We start from the raw sequence: 25,259 nt of genomic DNA, 5'->3' as shown, positions 1-25,259 counted from the left end.
TTTATTTACTTCATCAATACGATTAAGAAATTACTAGTCATTTTGATTGCACACTTATCCAAATGCTACGTCCAGAACCATCATCAACGAAAAGCCTAACATTAAGCTCAATGTGGCAATATCCGTGTTTCCGTTGCTTTGGGATTCCGGAATGAGTTCTTCCACCACCACGAAAATCATTGCCCCTGCCGCAAAGGCAAGTGCGTAAGGTAAAATTGATGTCATTGAAATCACAAATAACGCACCGATTACAGCCCCAATAGGCTCAACCACTGCAGAAAAAGCACCGTAAGTAAAGGCTTTCATTCTGCTGTGGCCTTCCGCTCTAATAGGCATTGAAAGTGCCGAGCCTTCCGGAATATTTTGCAATCCCATTCCAATCGCAAGTCCAATGGCACTTAGCGTAAGGGGGAGTGTATCTGCTCCTTCGCCTAAAGTTGCAATGGCACCAAATGCCACGCCAATGGCAAGTCCTTCGGGAATGTTATGAATGGTAATGGCAAGAAAGAGGAGCATTGATTTTGAAAGGGCGTGCTGTGGTTGTATCCCTTCCGCTTCTTCAATGGGTTTGCTTAAATGCAAATGGGGGACAATATAATCAATTATGCGTAGAAACAATCCACCGGCGAGAAAACCAATCAGCGTAGGCAACCAATACCACTCCGTTGAACTTTGTTTGGCAAATTTAAAAGACGGTTCCAGTAATGACCAAAATGAAGCGGCAATCATCACACCGGCAGCAAACCCCATCATACTATCGAGAAGTTTTTGATTGGCTTGTTTGAAGAAAAAGACAAACGCCGAGCCAAAAATCGTACAAAACCACGTAAATAAACCGGCGATAAATGCTTGGAGTATTGGATTTAACGATAAAAAATAATCGAAAATAATATTCATAAATTTCCTCACTAAAAATGCGGTTTACTATACTCTTGAGAGGATGAAAGCTCAATCTGTTAATTTAATAGATAGATGAGGCGAAAAAATAACGGATTTTTGACCGCACTTTCGTCACTGACAAAATAAATTCCCGGCAAAGGTTGAAAGTTAGGGGGATTTATTGCGATAATCTCACCCGTTTTTTTGGGTGATCTTTTGAGCTTTGCTTAATTTTTAAAAAGATCAATTTGAGTAAATTTATCGTTAGAAAAAGAACAATGGCTGAAAAACGTAATATTTTTTTAGTGGGTCCAATGGGCGCGGGAAAAAGCACAATTGGTCGTCAATTAGCACAACAACTTAATATGGATTTTGTCGATTCCGATGCCGCGATTGAAGAACGTGCAGGCGCAGATATTAGTTGGATTTTTGATTTGGAAGGCGAAGAAGGTTTTCGCAAGCGTGAAGAACGCATTATTAATGAACTAACCCAGTTACAAGGGATTGTACTTTCTACCGGTGGTGGCGCGGTAATGTCGAAAGATAATCGCAACTATTTGTCTGCTCGCGGTATCGTAATTTATTTGGAAACAACCGTAGATAAACAATTTCAACGTACACAACGTGATAAAAAACGTCCACTTTTACAAGGCACGGATGATCCTCGTCAGGTATTGGAAGATTTAGCCAAAATTCGCAATCCGCTGTATGAAGAAATTGCCGATATTACGCTGCCAACCGATGACCAAAATGCTAAAGTAACGGTCAATCAAATTGTTGATTTAATTGATAATATGAATGGATTGAATGGTTCAATCTAAGGATAAATAATGCTGTGTGTGAATGTGGAATTACAAGAACGCCGTTACCCAATTTTAATCGGTAGTGGTTTGTTGCAAGATGAACGCCATTATCCTGTAAAACAGGGCGAGCGCGTGATGATTGTGTCTAATCCTACGGTCGCACAGTTTTATTTAGAAACCGTTACACAATCTTTGGAAAAATTAGGCTGTATTGTTGACCACGTGTTGTTGCCGGATGGCGAAAAATACAAAACTTTAGAATCGTTAAATCTGATTTTTACCGCACTTTTAAAAGGAAATCACGGTCGCGATACCACCATTATTGCTTTAGGCGGTGGTGTGATTGGTGATGTTGCCGGCTTTGCAGCGGCAAGTTATCAACGCGGCGTGCGTCTTATTCAAATTCCTACCACGTTGCTTTCTCAAGTGGATTCTTCTGTCGGGGGAAAAACGGCGGTCAATCACGAACTCGGCAAAAATATGATTGGGGCGTTTTATCAACCCTCCGCGGTATTGATTGATACGCACACGTTAAATACCTTACCAAAACGTGAAGTCAATGCCGGACTGGCAGAAGTCATTAAATATGGTGCGATTTTGGATCACGCTTTTTTTGAATGGCTTGAACAGCATATTGATGAACTGGTGGCATTAAAACAGGACTCACTGCAATATTGCATTGCACGTTGTTGTCAAATTAAAGCGGATGTGGTGGCACGTGATGAAACTGAAAAAGGCGATCGTGCTTTGCTCAATCTTGGCCATACTTTTGGTCACGCCATTGAAACCCATCTTGGTTACGGGAATTGGTTACACGGCGAAGCGGTTTCTGCAGGAATGATGATGGCAGCCGCACTTTCCGAACAACTAGGCAATATTTCTATTGCCGATGTTTCCCGCTTGGAAAAATTACTGGCACGCGCCAATTTGCCAACCGTATCGCCGGATACAATGCAACCGGACGATTATTTACCGCATATGATGCGTGATAAAAAAGTGCTTGCCGGTAAATTGCGTTTGGTACTTCTTCAATCCCTCGGTCAAGCCTATGTGGCGACCGATAGTGATCCTGCCCTTGTGTTAAACGCTATTTCGCGTTGCACGCAAACGGACTAAAATGCTCCGTCCGAAAAAACAGATAAAGCCTAAAATGAAACACCGCCCGTTTTTAAAATGGGCGGGCGGCAAATTTCGATTAACGGACGAGATCAATAAGGCATTTCCAAAGAAAAAACAATGCTTAATTGAACCCTTTGTGGGGGCGGGCGCAGTTTTTCTCAATTCCAATTTTGAACGTTATATTTTGGCGGATATTAACCCGGATTTGATTAATTTATTCAATATTGTGAAAGAGAATGTGGATGAATATATTCAAGCCTGCAAGCCTATTTTCTTTGCCGAAGATGCCAATACTCCCACATATTATTACGCCAAACGCCGACAATTTAATGAATCACAAGATCCCTTTGAACGGGCGGTGATTTTTCTTTACCTAAACCGTTTTGGCTTTAATGGATTATGCCGTTATAACAGCAAAAATGAGTTTAATGTGCCTTTCGGTGCCTACAAATCCCATTATTTTCCGGAAGATGAACTGCGCTATTTTTCACATAAAGCACAAAGTGCGGTCTTTTTGTGCGGTGATTTTCAGCAAACCTTTGAATTGGCGGACAAACATTCCGTTATTTACTGTGATCCGCCCTATGCGCCTTTACAACAAGAGACTAATTTTACCGGTTATGCCGGCAATGAATTTGATTTAAATCATCAACGAATGTTGGCGGAAATAGCTCAAAAGACACAAAAAGAAAGACAAATTTCAGTACTCATTTCCAACCACGATACCAAATTCACGCGGGAAATTTATAAAGGGGCAAAATTCAAACGGGTGAAAGTGCAACGTTCCATTAGTCAAAACTCGGAAAAACGTGTGAAGGTGAAAGAGTTGATTGCCATTTTTAAGGCGTGATTTTTCTAAATTCCGGATTAATTTTTACCTCTAATTTTTCGACTTGCGGATAATCTTCTTGGAGGATTTTCAATAATTCGGCTTGGCGAAATAAAATCCCCTGCCGCACAATAGCATTTGCCACTTCAATAAATAACACATTGTTATTCACCGAGCCGAGATGGAACAAGCCTTGAAATTCCGGTGGGAAAGTGCGGTTAAATTTTTGATTTAATTCGTGAATGGCAAGTCCTTTTTTCATCATTTTGGCAAAAGAAGATTGTTCCATCACTTCCGCAATATTCATCGCTTTTTCATAACGCTCCGTCTTGTTTTCCATAAAACCGCCCCAATAAATGACATCCCTTTAGATTTTCGCTACAATACACGCAATTTTTACGTAAAACAACGAGATGATGATTTCAGGCAAAAGCAAACCGAATTTTTGGTCGCGATTACTTTTCAGTATGATCGCGATTTTTGCTTTACCTAATGCACAAAGCTTAGAAAATCAATCTACCCCTAATCATTCCTCTCAGGTTGCTATTCAACAAGCGTTGGAAACGGTAAAGGTTGCACAAAAGGCGCAATCTCACAGGTTCCAATCTTCTTCCATTCTTCATTCCGCCGAAAAACGCTTTGAAATTCAACCGCACTTCGTGGCGAATGTGTTGAATCTTCAAGCACCCATTCGTGCCGGCCCTGTGCGCATTTAATTTCTATTTTTAATGTTTTCTCCGTTTTATGGAGGAACTCTACAAAATTGGAGGCGAAAAAATTCCCTCTATTCTTTCAAATCTTCCCTCAATACTGTGGGGAAAAAGAGCAAATTAACTTATTTTAAAAGAGAAATTATGAGCATTTTAACGAAAATTTTTGGTAGCCGTAACGACCGTATTCTGCGTAAACTTAAAAAACAAGTCGCCAAAATCAATAAATTAGAGCCTGAATTTGAAGCATTAACAGACGAACAACTTCGCGCCAAAACCGATGCTTTTCGTGAGCGTCTAAAAGCCGGTGAAACCTTGCAGGATATTTTACCGGAAGCCTTTGCCACCGTGCGTGAAGCCAGTAAACGGGTACTTGGTATGCGCCATTTCGATGTGCAGCTTATCGGCGGTATGGTATTAACCAATCGTTGCATTGCAGAAATGCGTACGGGGGAAGGGAAAACCTTAACTGCCACCTTGCCTTGTTATTTAATCGCCCTTGAAGGCAAAGGGGTTCACGTTGTGACGGTGAATGATTATCTTGCCCGCCGCGATGCGGAAACCAACCGTCCTTTATTTGAATTTTTAGGGATGAGTGTAGGCGTGAATGTTCCGGGCTTACCGCCTGAGGCAAAACGTGCCGCCTATGCCGCCGATATTACTTATGCCACCAATAGCGAACTGGGTTTTGACTATTTGCGGGATAACTTGGCACATTCAAAAGAAGAGCGTTTTCAACGTACTTTAGGCTATGCCTTAGTGGATGAAGTGGATTCCATTTTAATTGATGAAGCCCGAACACCGTTGATTATTTCCGGTCAGGCTGAAGATAGCTCAGGTCTTTATATTGCGGTGAATAAACTTATTCCCAATTTAATTAAGCAAGAAAAAGAAGACACCGAAGAATATCAAGGTGAGGGCGATTTCACGCTGGATCTTAAATCCAAACAAGCGCATTTAACCGAACGCGGTCAAGAAAAAGTTGAAAACTGGTTGGTTGAGCAAGGCTTAATGCCGGAAGGCGATTCTCTCTATTCGCCGGGACGTATTGTGCTATTACACCACGTAATGGCGGCATTACGTGCGCATACGTTGTTTGAACGTGATGTAGATTATATTGTGAAAGATGGCGAGATCGTGATTGTGGACGAACACACTGGCCGTACGATGGCGGGTCGCCGTTGGTCGGATGGTTTACACCAAGCTATTGAAGCCAAAGAAGGGGTAGAAATTAAGAGTGAAAACCAAACGGTTGCCTCTATTTCTTACCAAAATTACTTCCGTCTATATGACAAATTAGCCGGTATGACCGGTACGGCAGACACGGAAGCCTTTGAATTTCAACAAATCTACGGATTGGAAACGGTGGTTATCCCAACCAATCGTCCAATGATTCGTGATGATCGCACGGATTTAATGTTCGAGAATGAAGGATATAAATTCAACGCCATCATTGAAGATATTAAAGATTGCGTTGCACGCCAACAACCTGTGTTGGTGGGAACAATTTCCGTTGAAAAATCGGAAGAATTATCCAAAGCCTTAGATAAAGCGGGGATTAAACATAACGTATTGAACGCGAAATTCCACCAACAAGAAGCGGAAATTGTAGCGGAAGCCGGTTATCCGGGAGCGGTAACGATTGCTACCAATATGGCGGGGCGCGGTACAGATATTATCCTTGGCGGTAACTGGAAAGCCCAAGCGGCAAAATTGGAAAATCCAACGCAAGAACAAATTGATGCCTTAAAAGCAGAATGGGAGAAAAATCACGACATCGTGATGAAAGCAGGCGGTTTACATATTATCGGTACGGAACGTCACGAATCACGCCGTATCGATAACCAGTTGCGTGGTCGTTCCGGTCGTCAGGGTGACCCGGGTTCATCCCGTTTCTACTTGTCTTTGGAAGACGGTTTAATGCGTATTTATCTAAATGAAGGCAAATTAAACCTAATGCGCAAAGCCTTTACCGTACCGGGCGAGGCGATGGAATCCAAAATGTTGGCAAAAGTGATTGCTTCGGCACAAGCGAAAGTGGAAGCCTTCCATTTTGATGGGCGTAAGAACTTGTTGGAATATGATGATGTAGCGAACGATCAACGTCACGCAATTTACGAGCAACGTAATTATTTGTTGGATAATGATGATATTTCCGACACCATCAAAGCCATTCGACACGATGTATTCAATGGTGTGATAGATCAATATATCCCACCGCAATCTTTAGAAGAACAGTGGGATATTAAAGGGCTTGAACAACGCTTGGCACAAGAATTCGGAATGGAATTACCGATTGAACATTGGTTGGAGGAAGACAGTAACCTTCACGAAGAAAACTTGCGTGAACGCATCGTGGAAATTGCCGAGCAAGAATACTTGGAAAAAGAAGCCCTTGCCGGTGAAGAAACAATGCGTAATTTTGAAAAAGGCGTAATGTTACAAACCCTTGATGAACTTTGGAAAGAACATCTGGCGGCGATGGATTATTTGCGCCAAGGGATTCACTTGCGTGGTTATGCGCAAAAAGATCCAAAACAGGAATACAAAAAAGAGTCTTTCCGTATGTTTACGGAAATGTTGGATTCCCTAAAACATCACGTTATCACCACCTTAACCCGTGTTCGTGTACGCACACAGGAAGAAATGGAAGAAGCGGAACGTATGCGTCAGGAAATGGCAGCACGTGAAAGCCAAACTCATCAACCTGTGGGGGAAAATAATGAAGCGGCAAAAGAGGAAGATTATTCCGACCGTCACATTGGACGTAATGAGCCTTGCCCTTGTGGTTCCGGCAAGAAATACAAGCACTGCCACGGTAGTCGTGCGAAGTATCATTAATGGGCGAAAAGTGCGGTTGTTTTTGACCGCACTTTTTTCATCATCTTGGTATTATGTAGCAGCTGCGCAACGGATGTAATGTATGAACGCTGAACTTATTATTTACAGTATGGTTTGGTTTTTCGTATGAACGCTTGCGTGGAACTCTCACTAAAATCATATTACACTACATAATGCCTAATAATCTGGAGATTACAGTACGCAAACCAACTGTCCAGTTGCAATGGCGCTTTTGTGTTTACTCTCATATTTGGATTAAAAAATGGATAAAAAAACGATACAGGTCGCTGCCGGTATTATTCGTAATGAGTTCGGACAGATTTATTTAACACAGCGTTTAGAAGGGCAAGATTTTGCCCAATCTCTTGAATTTCCGGGTGGCAAAGTTGATGCCGGTGAAACGCCGGAACAAGCTCTAAAACGGGAGTTAGAAGAAGAAATTGGCATTGTGGTGCTGAAAGCCGAACTTTATGAACGCTTTTGGTTTGAATATCCCACAAAAATTATTTCTTTTTTCTTTTATCTTGTTGAGGAATGGGTTGGCGAACCTTTTGGTCGGGAAGGTCAAGAGGGCTTTTGGATTGAACAAAACGCCTTAGATGCAGGATTATTTCCACCGGCAAATGCGAAATTGATTCAGCGTTTGATTGCTGAGTCGATTTAATTTATAAACAAATTTTTACGGTTAAATCTGCCAATTTAACCCACACTTCATCACTAAATTCCTGTTTGGCGAGCCGTTCAATGTTCGCCAATTCTTGAATAATGTCATAGAGTTTTTGATAGGTTAATCGTTGCACTGCCGTTATAAAGAGCGGTCGGCGATTTTGCCAAATTTTAAGGCGATCAAATTCGCCCTTAATTTGCCAAAGGGGAAGATTATCTTTGAGTTGAACAGGCTGCTGAGGCTTTGTAAGTTCTAATAACGTCAGCAATTCACGTTGTAAGGTGCGCAGTAAAATGATGGGTTGCACATCCTCCGCCCTCAAGCCGTTTAAAATCCGTTTGGCACGATTGACTTTACCAGCAAGTAAGGCATCAATCCATTGAAATGGCGTAAAAACAGAAGACTGCTCCACCACCGCAATCACCCGATTGTAGTTCAGTTTATGATCGGGATGAAGTAAGTCTAAAAGTTGTAACGCTTGCTTGAGGGCGAGGAGATTATTTTCATAACTATAACAAAGTTGTTGAATCGCTTCTTCATTGGCAATCAAGCCCATTGCCTGTACTCTATTTTTTACCCAACGGGGAAGATTTTCCGATGTAGGGGTTTGACAGTTCACCAACAAGACATTCGGCTCATATTGATTTATCGCAAGAAACCAAGCCTGTTTTTCCATTGGTTTTGTCAATTTAGGCAGCACCAAAATGAGCAAAATATCTTCGTTTAGCACAGCGATTAATTCTTGAAGATTTTTTTGCAAAAGTGCGGTCAAATTTTCCGGTAAATTGAGAATAAGTACCTGCTTATTGAAAAATAATCCCATAGATTGGCTACTTTCAATAAGCTGTCGCCAATCTGTTTGGTGATCAATTTGCACGCTGTTTTTTTCATCAAAACCCTGTTTATTTGCCGCTTGATAAATCATCTCTTCACTTTCACTGAGCAACAGAGGATCTTGCCCCACTAAAAAATAAACGTTGGTTAAACGCTGAGAAAGGTGATGGGAGAGTTGCTCAGGGAAAATACGATTCATTATTTACCTTTTACTTGATGTTGTAATGCCACCATTTTGGTGATTAATTGGCGGGCGGCTTGTTCGCACATATCATTCCAAATCACATCACGTTCGGCAGATTTTGCCAGTGCGGCACGTGAGTTATCAAAGAATGTGCGGTTTACTTTTGCACTGATAGGGTGGGTTTCGCCATTTGCCAAGCGTACACTGGCATCAACTTCTAACATTAATACTTTTTCGGCTTCACGTCCGCGTTTGAAAATAGAGGCGACTTCATCGTTGGTGGTTTGCTTGTTAATCCGCAATACCGGAATGCCCTGTTTGGCACTCACCAGTTTTACGTCATTTGCCAAAAGCTGACGGCGCATTGCCATAGACATTTCGCTATAAGGATCACCGCTTTCAAAAGCAAGGGTGCGTAATTCTTGCGGAATTAATTCACCATTTTGAAAATGCCAGCCGCAAGCGGAAAGTACTGCGATACCGACAATGAATAAGAGTTTTTTGATTGAGTTAAGCATAAAAATCACCTTCAAAATTGACCGCACTTTTCGTTAAAACAGTATTTTGCTTACAAAGAAGCACGGTCATTTTTTTATGGATTATTCGGCATTATGTAGCAAATGCACAAAACCTTATTTCAGGGTTATTGTAGGAACGCACACCGGCGTCCAATTTAAAAATTTCAATGAATTTATTGCGGATGCTGGTGTGGCGTCCCTACTTTTCACTTTTAAATAGTATTTCGCACAACTGCGACGTAATGTCGGGATTATTAAGGTTTTACCACCACATTTAATAATTTACCCGCCACATAAATCACTTTTACGATTTGTTGACCATCGATAAATTTTTTCACGTTTTCATCGGCAAAGGCGATAGCTTTTACGCTGTCTTCATCGGCATTGGCGGCAACGGTGACTTTACCACGCACTTTACCATTTACTTGCACAACGATAAGTTTTTCCTCTTCTACCATTGCAGATTCATCGGCTTTTACCCATTCTGCGGTATCAATCGGGCTTTCGTTGCCTAAGGCGTGCCACAATTCAAAACAAATATGTGGCGTAATTGGATAAAGCATACGAACCACGGCATTCAAGGCTTCTGCCATAACAGCACGATCTTGTTCGCTTTCCATTGGGGCTTTGGTGAGCTTGTTCATCAATTCCATAATTGCCGCAATCGCCGTATTGAAGGTTTGGCGGCGACCAATATCATCACTCACTTTCGCAATGGTTTTGTGAACTTCACGGCGAAGGGCTTTTTGAGCCGCTGAAAGTGCGGTCACATCTAAAGCGGTTTTTGCCGGATGTTGTTGATATTGATAAACCAAATTCCACACACGACCTAAGAAACGTTTTGCCCCTTCCACGCCGGACTCTTGCCATTCAAGGGTCATTTCTGCCGGTGAAGCAAACATCATAAATAAACGAACCGTATCCGCCCCATATTTTTCCACCATTTCTTGCGGGTCGATACCGTTGTTTTTGGATTTTGACATTTTCGTCATACCGGTATGAACCAATTCACGCCCTTCCGGATCGGTGGCTTTAATGATGCGACCTTTTTCATCACGTTCAAGGGTTACTTGTGTTGGGCTAACCCAAATTCGCTCGTTGGTTGGGCTGGTGTAATAAAAGGCATCGGCAAGCACCATACCTTGGCAAAGCAATTTGGTTGCCGGCTCATCACTGGTTACAAAGCCTGCATCACGCAAGAGTTTGTGGAAGAAGCGGAAGTATAACAAGTGCATTGTAGCGTGTTCGATACCGCCGATATATTGATCCACCGGTAGCCAATAATTTGCTTCTTCTTTGTCCAACATTGCTTTATCAAATTGTGGCGAAGTGTAACGGGCGTAGTACCAAGAAGATTCCATAAAGGTATCGAAAGTATCGGTTTCTTTGAGTGCCGGCGCACCGTTAAAGGTGGTTTTCGCCCAATTCGGATCGGCTTTGATCGGGCTTTTCACCCCGTCCATTACCACATTTTCAGGCAAAATAATCGGTAAATCTTCTAAAGGTGCCGGCACCACATCACCGTTTTCAAGGGTGAGCATTGGGATTGGTGCGCCCCAATAGCGTTGACGGGAAACGCCCCAATCACGCAAGCGATAATTAACTTGGCGTTTACCCACGCCTAATTTTTCCAATTTATCGGCAATGCCTTTAAATGCCGCTTCAAATGCCATTCCATCAAATTCGGCAGAATGAATTAATGTGCCGTGTTCGGTAAAGGCTTGTTTGGTTAAATCAATGTCTTGACCGGCAAGCGGTGCAATCACTTGTTTTATCGGCAAACCGTATTTTTGGGCAAATTCATAGTCGCGTTGATCGTGTGCAGGCACAGCCATTACCGCACCGGTACCATAATGCATTAACACGAAGTTCGCCACCCAAATAGGCAATTTTTCACCGGTTAATGGGTGAATGGCAAACAAGCCTGTTGGCATTCCTTTTTTCTCCATTGTGGCGAGATCCGCCTCTGCCACTTTGGTATTTTTCGCTTCTTGAATAAACGCCGCCAATTCAGGATTCTGTTCAGCCGCCATTGTTGCCAATGGATGAGCCGCCGCAATACCCAAATAGCTTACACCATAGAAAGTATCCGGACGGGTGGTGTAAACCGATAATTTGTCGTTGGTGTCTGCCACATCAAAGGTGATTTCAACCCCTTCCGAGCGACCGATCCAGTTGCGTTGCATCGTTTTTACCATATCCGGCCACTGTGGAAGGTTATCCAAACCGTTTAGTAATTGTTCCGCATAATCGGTAATTTTAATGAACCATTGTGGAATTTCCCGTTGTTCCACCGGTGTATCACAACGCCAGCAACAACCCTCGTGTACTTGTTCGTTGGCGAGTACGGTTTCATCATTCGGACACCAGTTCACCGTGGAGGTTTTTTTATACACCAAGCCTTTTTTATATAGCTCGGTAAAGAACCATTGTTCCCATTTGTAATATTCGGGGCGGCAGGTGGTTACTTCGCGATCCCAATCATAGCTAAAGCCCAATACTTTGAGCTGATTTTTCATATATTCAATGTTTTCGTAAGTCCATTTTGCCGGTGCGGTATTATTTTTTACTGCCGCCCCTTCTGCCGGCAAACCAAATGCATCCCACCCCATTGGTTGTAACACGTTTTTTCCCAACATACGTTGATAGCGTGAAACCACATCACCGATAGTGTAGTTACGCACGTGTCCCATATGCAATCGTCCGGACGGATATGGCAACATTGAAAGGCAGTAATATTTCTCTTTAGATTCGTCTTTGATGGCTTTAAAAACTTTATTTTCAGCCCAGTATTGTTGAACCTTTGGTTCGATGATATCGGGACGATATTGTTCTTGCATAAAATCACCTTAAATTTTGACCGCACTTTAGCGGAATTTTTACATTAGAAAATGCGGCATAGAATACCGTAAAACGGCAAAAATTGATAGGGAAGGGAACGAAAGTGCGGTGATTTTTTTGCTTGTTTTACAACAGATTTTCAATTTCTTTCGAGATCAATTTTGGATTCGGAATCCAAATTTGTTTATGCCGATTTAACTCCCCTTTTTCAAGCACAATACTGCTTTTCGGTACTTTAAATGCTTTACTTAAAAATTTAAGTAAATGGGCATTCGCCTGCCCGTCTATTGGTGGTGCGGTGATGGTGATTTTAAGTTCGTTGTCGTGAAGGCCTGCGATATGATCTTTACTTGCCTTAGGCTGTAAAAAGACTTTAAGCCGAATCCCCTCTGATGTTTGTTCAATTGCCGTCATCATTTCTCCCTAAAATAAAAGCCACGCAGAACGTGGCGAAAATATTATCTTTTTTGACCGCACTTTAGCCTGCAATCATCCAAAGTGCCTGCAACATATCTATCATAAAGTTATTGATAAACAATAAGATAAAAACAATCACCATAGGGGAAAAATCAATCATCCCGATGGTTGGCAAAATTTTTCGTACCGGACGAAGTAAAGGTTCGGAAAGTTGATAAAGCGCGTAAATAATCGGGCTGTTGCCACGGTTAAACCAGCTTGCAATCGCACCGGCAAATAACACGTAGAAAATCGCCACGCCGATATTTTTTAGAATACTCAATACCCCCAAAACCAACATCACCTCTACACTCAAGCCAAAGTAAAGCACGGCTTTTAATGCACCTAATACAAAGATCAGTAAGAAAGCGGAAGTATCAATATTTTTGATAATCGGGGCAATTTTACGCAATGGTTTTAACACCGGTTCGGTGATCTTCACAACAAATTGTGAAAGTGGATTGTAATAATCTACCCGTGCAAATTGTAGCCACGCACGCAACACAAGCACCAATGAGTAAAGATTGATAAGTGAACCGATAAAAAGTGCGGTTTGAGATAACGCCATTATAGCCATCCTTTTCGTTTGAAATAAATGTAAGGGGTGAGTGCTGCCGCAATCATCAAGCCGATTGCCATTGGGTAGCCATATTTAAAATGCAACTCCGGCATAAATTCAAAGTTCATTCCATAAGTGGATGCCACCAAGGTTGCCGGTAGAAACATTACAGAAACCACAGAGAAAAATTTCATAATTTTATTCTGCTCAATATTGATATAACCCATTGCCGCCTGCATTAGAAAATTCACTTTTTGGAACAAGGATTCATTATGCGGTTGCAAAGATTCAATATCCCGCAAAATTTCCCGTGCTTGTTCCAACTGGTTTGCCGGCAGGCGGGTTTTACGCACAAGGAAACCTAAAGCACGTTGGGTATCCATCAAACATAGGCGAACTTTAGAACTGGTATCTTCTTGTTCCGTCAAGGTACTTAATGCTTCATTAAAGGCTTCATCCTGCGTACCGTTTAAGATTACACGACTTAATTCTTCCAAATCCGCATACACATTTTCGATCACATCGGCAAGTTGCTCAATTTTGGTTTCAAATAAGTCTAAGAGAACTTCGTAGGCATTACATTCCAACAGGCGTTGGCTGCGGGAACGCATACGATATAAACGGAAAGCAGGCAATTCCCGATCACGCAGGGTAAATAAACGGCCATCACGAATGGTAAATGCCACACTGGCGAGATCGGCAAAATTTTGTTCATCTTCGCAATAAAAGAAAGAGTGAAGGTGCAGGCCGTCTTCATCTTCAAAAAAACGGGCGGAAGCCTCAATATCTTCCAATTCCAAAAAAGAAGCGAGGCTTTGTCCTAAGCCCTCTTGTAACATTTCACGTTCTTCTCCGGTGGGTTCTAACAAATCGAGCCAAATGGCGGAGTTGAGATTTTTGTTTTCGTCATCAAGACGTGTCAGGCGTGCATCATTAATGGCAAATGCGTTTATCATTGGTCATACTCCTTTGGGGATTATGAAGATCCAACCATGAACAAAAAAAGAGCGAACGAAATCGGCACAAAAGTGCGGTCGGTTTTTTACCTGTTTTTATGGGATTCGTTCAATAAGGATGCCGAAGAAAGGTAAGGATTTACCAGCGAACTCTCGCTGATAAGTGGGCGAGAGTCTAGTGTGATATTCGGTATCGACTATGACTGTCCAAAGTGTGTGTCCTTCTCGTTAAAAATCGCGCGAATGTTACGCTTGAAAGGGCATTTCGTCAAGTTTTATCGCGACAAAAAGGGGGCAAAACTGCCCCACCGGAAAGCCGGAAAACGATTAGCGACTATATTGATTAACCGCTTGCGCCACTTCTTGATCTTGGTAAATGTTATTGACAATATCTTTAAAGGTTTCATCCATCACTTTTTGGATTTCGTCATTATCCGCACCGAATACGCCCGATTGTGAGCGGGTGGCGTTAAAGACTTTGTTATAGCTGCCGGAAGCCCCTTGCACCACAACATTCACTTGAATTTTACCGGTGAGGTTGTAGCGTAAATTGCCTTGTTCAACATTGGTGAAAAAATCTTTAATTTGAACGGTAACACCTGCATTAGAATTGTTTGTTTGCCCGATACGAAAACCTTTGCTGACCAAATTTTGTTGCATCACTTGTTGCAATAATTGGGTCACGGAAGGCGAGACATTCAGTTTGATTAATTCCCCATTTTTTACATAAGAAGAAATTTCCGGCTGTGTCCGCATATCATTTGCCGTCACATAAACGACTGCGGTTTGATTCACATTCATTGAGGCAGTGGGTGCCGGCGGGGTAAATGTTAGGGTATTGGATTGGGTTTGACAGCCTGCCAGAAAAAGGGTTGCAGCGATAATACCGGCGACTGTTGATGTTTTGATTTTGTTGATGAATTTCATAATTTCCTTCATTTTTTTATCGTGGTGAACTGTGCTATTCTTGCAAACTTAATGGCTGATGTATAGCCTTTCTACAAAATTTATTGGAGATGAAGAATGTCAAAACAACAGGAATTGCTCGATAAAATTCACGCCGAATTTCAACCACACTTTGCCGTAGTGGAAAATGAAAGCCATATGCATAGCTCGGGCAGAGGGGCGGATTCTCATTTTAAATTGGTGATTGTGAGTGATGTTTTTAATGGAATGGGCAAAGTGCAACGCCATCAAAAATTGTATCAATTATTTGCCGATGATTTAAAAAATGGAATTCACGCCTTGGCACTTCACCTTTACACAAAAGAGGAATGGCAAAAGCAGGGGGAATCTTTTCCACTTTCCCCCAATTGTTTAGGCGTTGGACAATAATATCTTCAACATACTTATCACAATTTTTGTTCATTTTGGCAAAACTTCACAAAATTTTCACAAAAAGTGTAGGGTTAACTAGAATGAAAAGCCAATTTTCGCTAGAATAAGGCACTTTGAATTTTGTATTTCTAATTTTTTGGCAGGCATCTGATACTTACCTTTTGTCTGTCGGGAGATTAAACAGATTTGAGTTTTTAAATTATGTGTCAGTTGCTAATGCTTTAACTTTTAAAGTGTTCTCTGTCACGCTCAAACACGAGATTGCATTTAAGCCTGCTTATTTGCAATCGTATTTTTAACCTTGAAAAGTAGTGCAAAGAGTATGATTACAATAAAAAAAGGCTTGGATCTTCCTATTGCAGGAAAACCGGCACAAGTAATCCACAACGCTAATGTTGTGAATCAAGTTGCGATTCTTGGTGAGGAGTATGTGGGGATGCGTCCTTCTATGAAGGTTCGCGAAGGTGATGTTGTTAAGAAAGGTCAAGTGCTTTTTGAAGACAAGAAAAACCCGGGTGTGGTTTTCACAGCCCCTGCAAACGGTACTATCACGGCGATTAATCGTGGCGAAAAACGTGTATTACAATCTGTGGTGATTAATGTAGAGGGTGAGGAACAAATCACTTTCGCAAAATATAATGCAGATGTACTTAATACACTTTCTTCCGAACAAGTAAAACAAAACCTTGTAGAATCAGGCTTATGGACTGCATTGCGTACACGTCCGTTCAGTAAGATTCCTGCAATTGAAAGCGAACCTTCTTCCATTTTTGTCAATGCAATGGATACTAATCCATTAGCGGCCGATCCTGAAGTGGTATTAAAAGAACATTGGCAGGATTTCACGCACGGTTTAACCGTATTAAGTCGTTTATTCCCGGCAAAACCTTTACATTTATGTAAAGCCGGCGATACCAATATCCCAACCGTAGATTTATCAAATCTTCAAATTCACGATTTTGGCGGTGTACATCCGGCAGGACTTGTGGGAACGCATATTCACTTTATTGATCCTGTCGGCGCACAAAAAACCGTATGGCATATCAATTATCAAGATGTGATTGCGATCGGTAAATTATTCACAACCGGTGAGCTTTATGTTGAACGTGTGATTTCACTTGCCGGCCCGCAGGTGAAAAATCCTCGTTTAGTACGTACGGTAATTGGGGCAAACCTTTCTCAATTAACCAAAGATGAATTAAGTGCAGGCGAAAATCGTGTTATTTCCGGTTCCGTACTTTGTGGTAACACAGCAAAAGATGCTCACGACTATTTAGGTCGTTATGCCTTGCAAGTGTCTGTGATTGCAGAAGGTAATGAAAAAGAATTCTTCGGATGGATTACACCGCAACCGAATAAATATTCGATTACCCGAACCGTATTAGGTCACTTCGGTAAAAAATTATTCAACTTTACGACCGCTGAAAACGGTGGCGAACGTGCGATGGTACCAATTGGCAACTATGAACGCGTTATGCCGTTGGATATTTTACCGACATTATTGTTACGTGATTTAATTTCGGGCGATACCGATGGCGCTCAAGCATTAGGATGTTTAGAGTTAGATGAAGAAGATCTCGCGCTTTGTTCATTCGTTTGCCCGGGCAAATATGAATACGGTTCAATCTTGCGTCAAGTGTTGGATAAGATTGAGAAGGAAGGTTAAAAATGGGTTTAAAAAATCTTTTTGAAAAAATGGAACCTGCGTTTTTACCGGGCGGTAAATACAGCAAGCTTTACCCGATCTTTGAATCGATTTATACCTTGCTTTATACACCGGGTACGGTAACGCACAAAAATACGCACGTTCGTGATGCGTTAGATTCAAAACGTATGATGATCACGGTTTTCCTTGCATTGTTCCCTGCTATTTTCTATGGAATGTACAATGTCGGGAATCAAGCAATCCCTGCGTTAAATCAGTTAGGTAACTTAGAACAGTTAATTGCTAACGATTGGCACTATGCACTGGCGAATGGTTTAGGCTTAGATTTAAGCGTAAATGCCGGTTGGGGTAGCAAAATGACACTCGGTGCAATTTTCTTCCTCCCAATTTACTTAGTGGTATTCACCGTTTGTACCATTTGGGAATTATTGTTCTCCGTTGTACGTGGTCACGAAGTGAATGAAGGGATGTTCGTTTCTACCATTCTTTTCGCTTTAATTGTTCCACCTACATTACCGTTATGGCAAGCCGCTTTGGGTATCAGCTTCGGTATTGTGGTAGCAAAAGAAATCTTTGGTGGTGTGGGTCGTAACTTTATGAACCCGGCACTCGCAGGTCGTGCATTCTTGTTCTTCGCTTATCCTGCTCAAATTTCCGGTGACTTGGTGTGGACGGCGGCAGACGGCTTTTCCGGCGCAACCGCTCTTTCGCAATGGTCACAAGGTGGTCAAGGTGCATTACAGCACGCAGTAAGCGGCACACCAATTACTTGGATGGATGCCTTTATTGGTAATATTCCGGGGTCAATGGGTGAAGTTTCTACCTTAGCGATTCTAATCGGCGGTGCAATCATTGTGTTCACCCGCATTGCAGCTTGGCGTATTATTGCCGGTGTAATGATTGGGATGATCGCAACTTCAACCCTATTCAATCTTATCGGTTCTGAAACAAATCAAATGTTCTCAATGCCTTGGCATTGGCATCTTGTTTTGGGTGGCTTTGCATTGGGTATGGTGTTTATGGCAACCGATCCTGTATCTGCCTCTTTCACCAATACCGGTAAATGGTGGTATGGTGCATTAATTGGTGTGATGGCGGTATTAATTCGTACCGTAAATCCTGCCTACCCTGAAGGGATGATGTTGGCTATTTTATTTGCAAACCTATTTGCACCGATTTTTGACTACATCGTCGTTCAAGCAAATATCAAACGTCGGAGAGCGAGAACAAATGGCTAAGTTTAATAAAGACAGTGTTGGCGGCACAATTCTTGTTGTGTTGCTATTGAGTTTAGTTTGTTCCGTGATTGTAGCCGGTTCTGCAGTAATGCTAAAACCTGCACAAGAAGAGCAAAAATTACTCGATAAACAAAAAAATATCTTAAATGTCGCAGGTCTTTTACAGGAAAATACCAATGTAAAAGAAACCTATGCGAAGTTTATTGAACCACGTTTTGTTGATTTAAACAGCGGTGAATATGTTGAAAAAGCAGATGATAGCCTTCAAGCCATTCCTGCCGATCAAGATAAAGCACGTATCCGCGCCCGCACCCAAACCGCCGAAGTTTATCTTGTAAAAGATGAGCAAGGTCAAACCCAACAGGTAATTTTACCGATTTACGGTACCGGTTTATGGTCTGTAATGTATGGCTTGGTTTCCGTTCAACCGGATGGTAATACCATTAACGGTATCACTTATTACCAACACGGTGAAACCCCGGGGTTAGGTGGTGAGATTGAAAATCCGAACTGGGCAGGTTTATTCAAAGGTAAAAAATTATTTGATGCACAACACAAACCGGCAATTCATATTATGAAAGGTCAGGCACCGAAAGATGATCACAGTATTGATGGTTTATCCGGCGCAACCTTAACCGGTAACGGTGTTCAAGGGACTTTTGATTACTGGTTCAGTGATAACGGCTTTAGTAAATATCTTGAAAAACTTCAAGCAGGAGCAAACTAATGTCTGGAAAAACAAATTTTAAAGATCTGTTGTTAGCCCCTGTGGTGAAAAACAACCCAATCGCATTACAAATCCTTGGTATTTGTTCTGCCTTGGCGGTAACAACAAAATTAGAAACCGCATTTGTTATGGCAATTGCCGTAACAATGGTAACGGGATTATCAAACCTTTTCGTTTCGTTAATCCGTAATTATATTCCAAACAGCATTCGTATCATTGTGCAACTTGCCATTATTGCTTCCTTAGTAATTGTGGTTGACCAAATCCTCAAAGCCTATGCTTATGGCTTATCCAAACAACTTTCGGTATTCGTTGGTTTGATTATTACTAACTGTATCGTAATGGGACGTGCGGAAGCCTTTGCAATGAAATCGCCACCGCTTGAAAGTTTGGTGGACGGTATCGGTAACGGTTTAGGTTATGGTGCAATGTTAATTATTGTTGCTTTTTTCCGTGAACTTATCGGTTCAGGCAAACTATTCGGTATCACTATTTTGGAAACCATTCAAAATGGTGGTTGGTACCAAGCAAACGGTTTATTCCTACTTGCACCAAGTGCATTCTTCATCATTGGATTTGTTATTTGGGGATTAAGAACTTGGAAACCGGAGCAACAGGAGAAATAATCAATGGAACATTATATTAGCCTATTTGTGAAGGCCGTCTTCATTGAAAATATGGCACTTTCCTTCTTCTTGGGAATGTGTACTTTCTTGGCGGTATCAAAAAAAGTTTCCACTGCATTCGGTTTAGGGATTGCCGTCACTTTCGTGTTAGGGATCGCAGTACCGGTTAACCAATTAATTTATGCAAATGTCTTAAAAGAAAATGCATTAATTGAAGGTGTGGATTTATCCTTCTTAAACTTCATCACCTTTATCGGGGTCATTGCCGGTTTAGTCCAAATCCTTGAGATGGTATTGGACAAATTTATGCCGTCACTGTACAACGCATTGGGGATTTTCTTACCTCTTATTGCGGTAAACTGTGCGATCTTTGGTGGGGTGTCGTTTATGGTTCAACGTGATTACAACTTCCCTGAATCAATCGTATATGGTTTTGGTTCGGGTCTTGGTTGGATGCTTGCCATCGTTGCCCTTGCCGGTTTAACCGAAAAAATGAAATATGCAGATATTCCGGCAGGTTTGAAAGGGTTAGGTATCACCTTCATTTCCGTTGGCCTAATGGCGTTGGGCTTTATGTCCTTCTCCGGTATTCAATTATAAGGAGTGTAATCAATGAGCGATTCAGTAATTCTTGCACTCGGTATTGCCGCATTTACGGTTATCGTATTAGTGTTAGTGGCAATCATCTTATTTGCGAAATCAAAACTGGTGGATTCCGGTGATATTACAATTGGTATCAACGATGATCCTGAAAAAGCAATTACCTTGCCCGCTGGTGGTAAATTATTAGGCGCATTAGCAAGCAAAGGTATCTTTGTTTCCTCTGCTTGTGGCGGCGGCGGTTCTTGCGGTCAGTGTGTGGTGAAAGTAAAAAGTGGTGGCGGTGAAATTCTTCCAACCGAACTTTCTCACATCAATAAACGTGAAGCCAAAGAAGGCTACCGTTTAGCTTGCCAAGTGAATGTAAAAGGCAATATGGAAGTGGAACTTCCGGAAGAAATCTTTGGTGTGAAAAAATGGGAATGTACCGTTATTTCTAACGATAACAAAGCAACCTTCATCAAAGAGCTTAAATTGGCGATTCCTGAAGGGGAAGAAGTGCCATTCCGTGCCGGTGGTTATATTCAAATTGAAGCCGAGCCACACGTGGTAAACTACAAAGACTTCGATATTCCGGCAGAATACCACGAAGATTGGGACAAATACGACTTATGGCGTTATGTGTCAAAAGTGGATGAGCATATTATCCGTGCCTATTCAATGGCGTCCTATCCGGAAGAAAAAGGCATTATTATGCTTAACGTGCGTATTGCAACCCCTCCACCACGTCAGCCTGATGCGCCTCCGGGTCAAATGTCCTCTTACATTTGGTCATTAAAACCGGGTGATAAAGTGACTATTTCCGGCCCATTCGGTGAATTCTTCGCCAAAGACACCGATGCAGAGATGGTCTTTATCGGGGGCGGTGCGGGTATGGCACCAATGCGTTCGCATATCTTTGACCAATTAAAACGTTTACATTCTAAACGTAAAATTTCATTCTGGTATGGCGCACGTTCTAAACGTGAAATGTTCTATGTGGAAGACTTTGATCAGCTCCAAGCGGAAAATCCAAACTTCACGTGGCACGTTGCCTTGTCTGATCCGTTACCGGAAGATAACTGGGATGGTTACACCGGCTTTATTCACAATGTGCTTTATGAAAACTATCTGAAAAATCACGAAGCGCCTGAAGATTGTGAATATTATATGTGTGGGCCACCGGTGATGAACGCCGCAGTCATCAAAATGTTGAAAGACTTAGGCGTTGAAGATGAAAACATCTTATTAGATGATTTCGGTGGTTGATTTTAGTTAATCAAAACATCATAAAAATTGACCGCACTTTATTGGAAGTGCGGTCAAAATTTAGCGAATTTTAAGCATTTATTTTGTAACGATTACAGGCAAGCCGATTGAAAAGTCGGTTTGCCTGTAATTTGTCTATTAGGAAAAGGTATGAAAAAAATATTAAGTGGATTCATTGCCCTACTCTTCGTCTTCACCCTTTCGGCTTGTAACAAGGAGCCGGAGGTGATAACCCTGAGTGGCAAAACAATGGGAACGACCTACCACGTAAAATATATTAATGATGGCTCGGTAAACGAAAAAACACAAAAGGTCTATGATGAAATTGAGCTTGTTTTGAAAGATGTAAACACAAAAATGTCCACTTACATCAAAGATTCCGAGCTAAGCCGTTTTAATCAAAATACCCAAATCAATACGCCTATTAAGATTTCTCAAGACTTAGCCAAAGTGCTTGCTGAAGCGATTCGCCTAAATAAAATAACGGAAGGTTCCCTTGATATAACCGTTGGCCCTGTTGTCAATTTATGGGGATTCGGGCCGGAAAAACGACCGGAACGCCAACCCACAGCAGAGCAACTGGCAGAGCGTCAAGCGTGGGTAGGGATTGATAAAATTACCCTTGATTTGAACGGAAAAGTCCCAACATTGAGCAAATCTGTTCCGCAAGTTTATATTGATCTTTCTTCCATCGCAAAAGGCTTTGGGGTTGATCAAGTTGCCGACAAACTCGAACAATTAAACATTCAGCGATATATGGTTGAGATTGGCGGGGAAATTCGGGCTAAAGGAAAAAATATTAAAGGAAAACCGTGGCAAATTGCCATTGAAAAACCCACAATGACAAATGAAAGAGCGGTCAATAATGTGATTGGTTTAAATGATATGGCAATGGCGACTTCAGGGGATTATCGTATTTATTTTGAAGAAAACGGTAAGCGTTTTGCTCACGAAATTGATCCGAAAACCGGCTACCCGATTCAACATCATTTAGCCTCAATTACTGTGTTAGCTCCTACTTCAATGACGGCAGACGGGTTATCCACAGGCTTGTTCGTACTTGGTGAAGAAAAAGCCTTAGAGGTGGCAGAAAAAAACGATTTGGCGATTTACCTCATCATTAAAACAGCAGATGGCTTTGAAACCAAAATGTCATCCGCATTCAAAAAATTAACGGAAACATAGGAATAATTATGCAAACTTTATTTTTTACCCTTATTGCGTTTATCGGCATTATTTTATTAATGTCCATTGGTTTCATTATTAAAAAACAAAGCCTAAAAGGCAGTTGTGGAGGCTTATCCACCCTTGGTATTGCAAAAGCCTGCGATTGCGATCAACCTTGTGATACGCTCCAGTCAAAACTGGATGCCGGTGATGAACAAGCGAAAGCCGAATATGAGCAAAAATTCGCGAAGAAAAATGACGATTCATCATTTTATGAAGTGAAATAAACCCATTCAGCTCATCAATATCGAAAAGGAATATCAATGCCACAAGAAGTCCGTTGGAAGCAATGTTTTCAGAACTATCAAAAATCGGTCACCTATTTATCTACGGAGATAGAACAGTATGGCGATACGGACATTAACGTGATTAAAAAGGGCATTATCCAAAGCTTTGAAATTTGTCACGAATTGGCTTGGAAACTTATGCAGGATATTCTGAGAGAAGAAGGTGAAACCGAAATATTGGGTTCTAAATCGGCAACACGCCTTGCGTTTAATCGAGGGCTTATCACGCACGGTGAAATTTGGTTAGAAATGATTAAAAGCCGTAATCTGACCGTGCATACTTACGATGAAGGGATGATCAACGAAGAATTTCAAAAAATTAAACGCCAATATTTGCCTTTATTCATTGCTTTTGAACAAAGAGTGAACACATTATGTGCCGGTTTGGCTTAAATGAAACACAACAGCAAGTGATTAAAAATATCCTTGCCCGTTATCCTGAAGTGGAACAAGCCATTATTTATGGTTCTCGAGCAAAAGGTTCATTTCGAGAAGGTTCGGATATCGATCTCACCTTAAAGGGGGAATTTATCACACAAACCATTCTTGGAAACATTTGGAACGATCTTGATGATTCCGATTCCCCCTATCTGTTTGATTTATCTATTTATCGGCATTTAACCAATCAACAGCTGATTAAAAGTATTGATCGAACGGGGAAAATTTTTTATCAACGTGAAAACAACTAATGTAACAAAATAAATTTCTTTACCGCCCACAATTGTGGGTATTTTTCAACCACCAATGTGCTTCGCCTTAACCGAAGTTACGGGAGACTTATGTTAATTTCAAACACTTACAATCAACATTTTGCCAAACTTAGTGCAGAACAACTTGCCGAAAATGCCACAAAAAAAGTTATCTGTGGTATGTCCGGTGGGGTAGATTCCTCCGTTTCCGCCTTTATTCTTCAGCAGCAAGGCTACCAAGTAGAAGGCTTGTTTATGAAAAATTGGGAAGAAGATGATGACACGGATTATTGTACTGCTGCCGCCGATTTAGCCGATGCTCAAGCGGTTTGTGACAAACTTGGCATAAAACTACATAAAATCAATTTTGCGGCAGAATATTGGGATAATGTATTTGAACATTTCTTAACAGAATATAAAGCCGGTCGCACACCAAATCCCGATATTCTTTGCAACAAAGAAATCAAATTTAAAGCCTTTTTAGAATATGCCGCCGAAGATCTTGGCGCAAATTATATTGCAACAGGGCATTATGTACGCCGTGCCGGCGAAGATAACAGTGCAAAATTATTACGTGGTTTAGATGCCAATAAGGATCAAAGCTATTTTTTATATACCCTTAGCCATAAACAGGTGGGACAAAGTTTGTTCCCTGTGGGTGAAATTGAAAAACCGATTGTGCGTGCAATTGCGGAAGAACTCGGTTTAATTACCGCAAAGAAAAAGGATTCCACCGGAATTTGCTTTATCGGCGAACGTAAATTTAAAGATTTTCTTGCCCGCTATTTACCGGCACAACCGGGGGATATTCGCACCGTAAATGGCGAAATTATTGGGCGTCACGATGGTTTGATGTATCACACATTAGGACAACGCAAAGGGTTAGGCATTGGCGGCTTAAAAAATGCCAGTGATGAGGCTTGGTATGTGGTGGATAAAGATGTTGAAAAGAATGAATTAATCGTTGCCCAAGGACACGAACACCCACGCTTATTTTCCAAAGGATTAATTGCCAAACAGCTCCATTGGGTTGATCGTAAAACGCTTCGCGAACCACTACGCTGTACAGTGAAAACACGTTATCGCCAAACAGACATTCCTTGCGTTATCGAACCGATTGATGAGGAAACGATCCGCGTTGTTTTTGATGAACCACAAGCCGCCGTCACGCCGGGGCAATCTGCGGTATTTTATTTGGACGAAGTGTGCTTAGGCGGCGGTATTATCGAAGAACGCTTTAATTAATGTGTTTTTTATAAAGAAAAGTGCGATCAAAAAAACGGATTGTTTTCAATATAACCTTAATGTTACTGAATGATTTTTAATAAAATGTAGGGACGCTAGGCTAGTGTCCCTACTGATCACGTTACACCACATTTTTATTCAAAAACTACGAATAAATTGACCGCACTTTGTT

General features: G+C 41.5%; 27 protein-coding genes. 18 read left to right on the top strand and 9 right to left on the bottom strand.

Annotated features, from left to right (window positions below):
- Positions 1-54: 54 nt before the first annotated feature.
- Positions 55-888, bottom strand: a complete 834-nt coding sequence (locus BKL49_RS03490; protein ID WP_077423285.1) for a ZIP family metal transporter — start codon at positions 886-888, stop codon at positions 55-57.
- Between the two features lie 269 nt (positions 889-1,157).
- Between BKL49_RS03490 and aroK the strand changes: the two genes are divergently transcribed.
- The 3 genes from aroK to BKL49_RS03475 are packed head-to-tail and all read left to right on the top strand — an operon-like array spanning position 1,158 to position 3,651.
- Entirely contained in the window at positions 1,158-1,700 is a 543-nt protein-coding gene (gene aroK, locus BKL49_RS03485) for a shikimate kinase AroK (protein ID WP_077423239.1), read from the top strand.
- A gap of 9 nt (positions 1,701-1,709) precedes the next feature.
- Positions 1,710-2,798, top strand: coding sequence for a 3-dehydroquinate synthase (gene aroB / locus BKL49_RS03480; RefSeq protein WP_077423238.1), 1,089 nt, complete (start codon positions 1,710-1,712; stop codon positions 2,796-2,798).
- 1 nt (position 2,799) lies between these two features.
- Entirely contained in the window at positions 2,800-3,651 is an 852-nt protein-coding gene (locus tag BKL49_RS03475; RefSeq protein ID WP_077423237.1) for a Dam family site-specific DNA-(adenine-N6)-methyltransferase, read from the top strand.
- Here the strand turns inward: BKL49_RS03475 and BKL49_RS03470 are convergent.
- A complete protein-coding gene (locus BKL49_RS03470; RefSeq protein ID WP_077423236.1) occupies positions 3,641-3,970 on the bottom strand; it encodes a DciA family protein in 330 nt (109 codons plus the stop codon). The two genes, BKL49_RS03475 and BKL49_RS03470, sit on opposite strands and share 11 nt — an antisense overlap.
- Before the next feature lie 76 nt (positions 3,971-4,046).
- Between BKL49_RS03470 and secM the strand changes: the two genes are divergently transcribed.
- The 3 genes from secM (at position 4,047) to mutT (ending at position 7,845) form a co-directional block, all read left to right on the top strand.
- Complete coding sequence (gene secM, locus BKL49_RS03465) at positions 4,047-4,346, top strand: secA translation cis-regulator SecM (protein ID WP_077423235.1); 300 nt, start codon at positions 4,047-4,049, stop codon at positions 4,344-4,346.
- A gap of 138 nt (positions 4,347-4,484) precedes the next feature.
- Complete coding sequence (gene secA / locus BKL49_RS03460; RefSeq protein ID WP_077423234.1) at positions 4,485-7,181, top strand: preprotein translocase subunit SecA; 2,697 nt, start codon at positions 4,485-4,487, stop codon at positions 7,179-7,181.
- Positions 7,182-7,443: 262 nt separating this feature from the next.
- Positions 7,444-7,845, top strand: coding sequence for an 8-oxo-dGTP diphosphatase MutT (gene mutT / locus BKL49_RS03455; protein WP_077423233.1), 402 nt, complete (start codon positions 7,444-7,446; stop codon positions 7,843-7,845).
- A 1-nt stretch (position 7,846) separates the two neighbouring features.
- On the opposite strand, the gene holA is transcribed toward mutT, so the two are convergent.
- The 7 genes from holA to BKL49_RS03420 form a co-directional block, all read right to left on the bottom strand.
- Positions 7,847-8,881, bottom strand: coding sequence for a DNA polymerase III subunit delta (gene holA / locus BKL49_RS03450; protein ID WP_077423232.1), 1,035 nt, complete (start codon positions 8,879-8,881; stop codon positions 7,847-7,849).
- Positions 8,881-9,384: an LPS-assembly lipoprotein LptE gene (locus tag BKL49_RS03445; RefSeq protein ID WP_077423231.1), complete on the bottom strand. Its 504-nt coding sequence runs from the start codon at positions 9,382-9,384 to the stop codon at positions 8,881-8,883. The genes holA and BKL49_RS03445 overlap by 1 nt, the downstream gene beginning before the upstream one ends.
- 254 nt (positions 9,385-9,638) lie before the next feature.
- Positions 9,639-12,224, bottom strand: a complete 2,586-nt coding sequence (leuS, locus tag BKL49_RS03440) for a leucine--tRNA ligase (protein WP_077423230.1) — start codon at positions 12,222-12,224, stop codon at positions 9,639-9,641.
- 127 nt (positions 12,225-12,351) lie between these two features.
- The gene (gene yggU, locus BKL49_RS03435) at positions 12,352-12,639 is read right to left on the bottom strand and encodes a DUF167 family protein YggU (protein ID WP_077423229.1); all 288 of its coding nucleotides are present in this window, start codon (positions 12,637-12,639) and stop codon (positions 12,352-12,354) included.
- 64 nt (positions 12,640-12,703) lie between these two features.
- The gene (locus BKL49_RS03430; protein ID WP_077423228.1) at positions 12,704-13,249 is read right to left on the bottom strand and encodes a YggT family protein; all 546 of its coding nucleotides are present in this window, start codon (positions 13,247-13,249) and stop codon (positions 12,704-12,706) included.
- A complete protein-coding gene (gene corA, locus BKL49_RS03425) occupies positions 13,249-14,196 on the bottom strand; it encodes a magnesium/cobalt transporter CorA (RefSeq protein WP_077423227.1) in 948 nt (315 codons plus the stop codon). Before corA ends, BKL49_RS03430 begins: the two co-directional genes overlap by 1 nt.
- 327 nt (positions 14,197-14,523) lie before the next feature.
- Complete coding sequence (locus BKL49_RS03420) at positions 14,524-15,123, bottom strand: YajG family lipoprotein (protein WP_077423226.1); 600 nt, start codon at positions 15,121-15,123, stop codon at positions 14,524-14,526.
- Positions 15,124-15,219: 96 nt separating this feature from the next.
- Here BKL49_RS03420 and BKL49_RS03415 point away from each other — a divergent pair, with 96 nt between their 5' ends.
- The 12 genes from BKL49_RS03415 (at position 15,220) to mnmA (ending at position 25,087) form a co-directional block, all read left to right on the top strand.
- Entirely contained in the window at positions 15,220-15,531 is a 312-nt protein-coding gene (locus BKL49_RS03415) for a BolA family protein (RefSeq protein ID WP_077423225.1), read from the top strand.
- A gap of 325 nt (positions 15,532-15,856) precedes the next feature.
- Positions 15,857-17,200 (top strand): Na(+)-translocating NADH-quinone reductase subunit A, encoded by a 1,344-nt coding sequence (locus BKL49_RS03410; protein ID WP_077423224.1) that lies wholly within the window; start codon positions 15,857-15,859, stop codon positions 17,198-17,200.
- Between the two features lie 2 nt (positions 17,201-17,202).
- Positions 17,203-18,438, top strand: coding sequence for an NADH:ubiquinone reductase (Na(+)-transporting) subunit B (locus BKL49_RS03405; RefSeq protein ID WP_077423223.1), 1,236 nt, complete (start codon positions 17,203-17,205; stop codon positions 18,436-18,438).
- Entirely contained in the window at positions 18,431-19,165 is a 735-nt protein-coding gene (locus tag BKL49_RS03400; RefSeq protein ID WP_077423222.1) for a Na(+)-translocating NADH-quinone reductase subunit C, read from the top strand. Before BKL49_RS03405 ends, BKL49_RS03400 begins: the two co-directional genes overlap by 8 nt.
- Complete coding sequence (locus BKL49_RS03395) at positions 19,165-19,791, top strand: NADH:ubiquinone reductase (Na(+)-transporting) subunit D (RefSeq protein ID WP_077423221.1); 627 nt, start codon at positions 19,165-19,167, stop codon at positions 19,789-19,791. The genes BKL49_RS03400 and BKL49_RS03395 overlap by 1 nt, the downstream gene beginning before the upstream one ends.
- Positions 19,792-19,794: 3 nt before the next feature.
- The gene (nqrE, locus tag BKL49_RS03390) at positions 19,795-20,391 is read left to right on the top strand and encodes an NADH:ubiquinone reductase (Na(+)-transporting) subunit E (RefSeq protein ID WP_005631374.1); all 597 of its coding nucleotides are present in this window, start codon (positions 19,795-19,797) and stop codon (positions 20,389-20,391) included.
- Between the two features lie 12 nt (positions 20,392-20,403).
- Positions 20,404-21,639 carry an NADH:ubiquinone reductase (Na(+)-transporting) subunit F gene (gene nqrF / locus BKL49_RS03385; RefSeq protein WP_077423220.1) on the top strand — a complete coding sequence of 412 codons (1,236 nt, stop codon included), beginning with the start codon at positions 20,404-20,406 and terminating at the stop codon, positions 21,637-21,639.
- A 150-nt stretch (positions 21,640-21,789) separates the two neighbouring features.
- A complete protein-coding gene (locus tag BKL49_RS03380; protein ID WP_077423219.1) occupies positions 21,790-22,824 on the top strand; it encodes an FAD:protein FMN transferase in 1,035 nt (344 codons plus the stop codon).
- A gap of 8 nt (positions 22,825-22,832) precedes the next feature.
- Entirely contained in the window at positions 22,833-23,093 is a 261-nt protein-coding gene (gene nqrM / locus BKL49_RS03375) for a (Na+)-NQR maturation NqrM (protein WP_077423218.1), read from the top strand.
- Positions 23,094-23,129: 36 nt separating this feature from the next.
- Complete coding sequence (locus BKL49_RS03370) at positions 23,130-23,546, top strand: nucleotidyltransferase substrate binding protein (RefSeq protein WP_077423217.1); 417 nt, start codon at positions 23,130-23,132, stop codon at positions 23,544-23,546.
- Positions 23,528-23,842: a nucleotidyltransferase domain-containing protein gene (locus BKL49_RS03365; RefSeq protein WP_077423216.1), complete on the top strand. Its 315-nt coding sequence runs from the start codon at positions 23,528-23,530 to the stop codon at positions 23,840-23,842. Before BKL49_RS03370 ends, BKL49_RS03365 begins: the two co-directional genes overlap by 19 nt.
- A 90-nt stretch (positions 23,843-23,932) precedes the next feature.
- Positions 23,933-25,087 carry a tRNA 2-thiouridine(34) synthase MnmA gene (gene mnmA / locus BKL49_RS03360; protein WP_143530799.1) on the top strand — a complete coding sequence of 385 codons (1,155 nt, stop codon included), beginning with the start codon at positions 23,933-23,935 and terminating at the stop codon, positions 25,085-25,087.
- Positions 25,088-25,259 lie beyond the last annotated feature (172 nt).

Source organism: Rodentibacter myodis (genome assembly GCF_001999305.1).
In the GTDB taxonomy this organism is placed as follows: domain Bacteria; phylum Pseudomonadota; class Gammaproteobacteria; order Enterobacterales; family Pasteurellaceae; genus Rodentibacter; species Rodentibacter myodis.
This window is presented reverse-complemented; position numbering and strand designations above follow the sequence as displayed.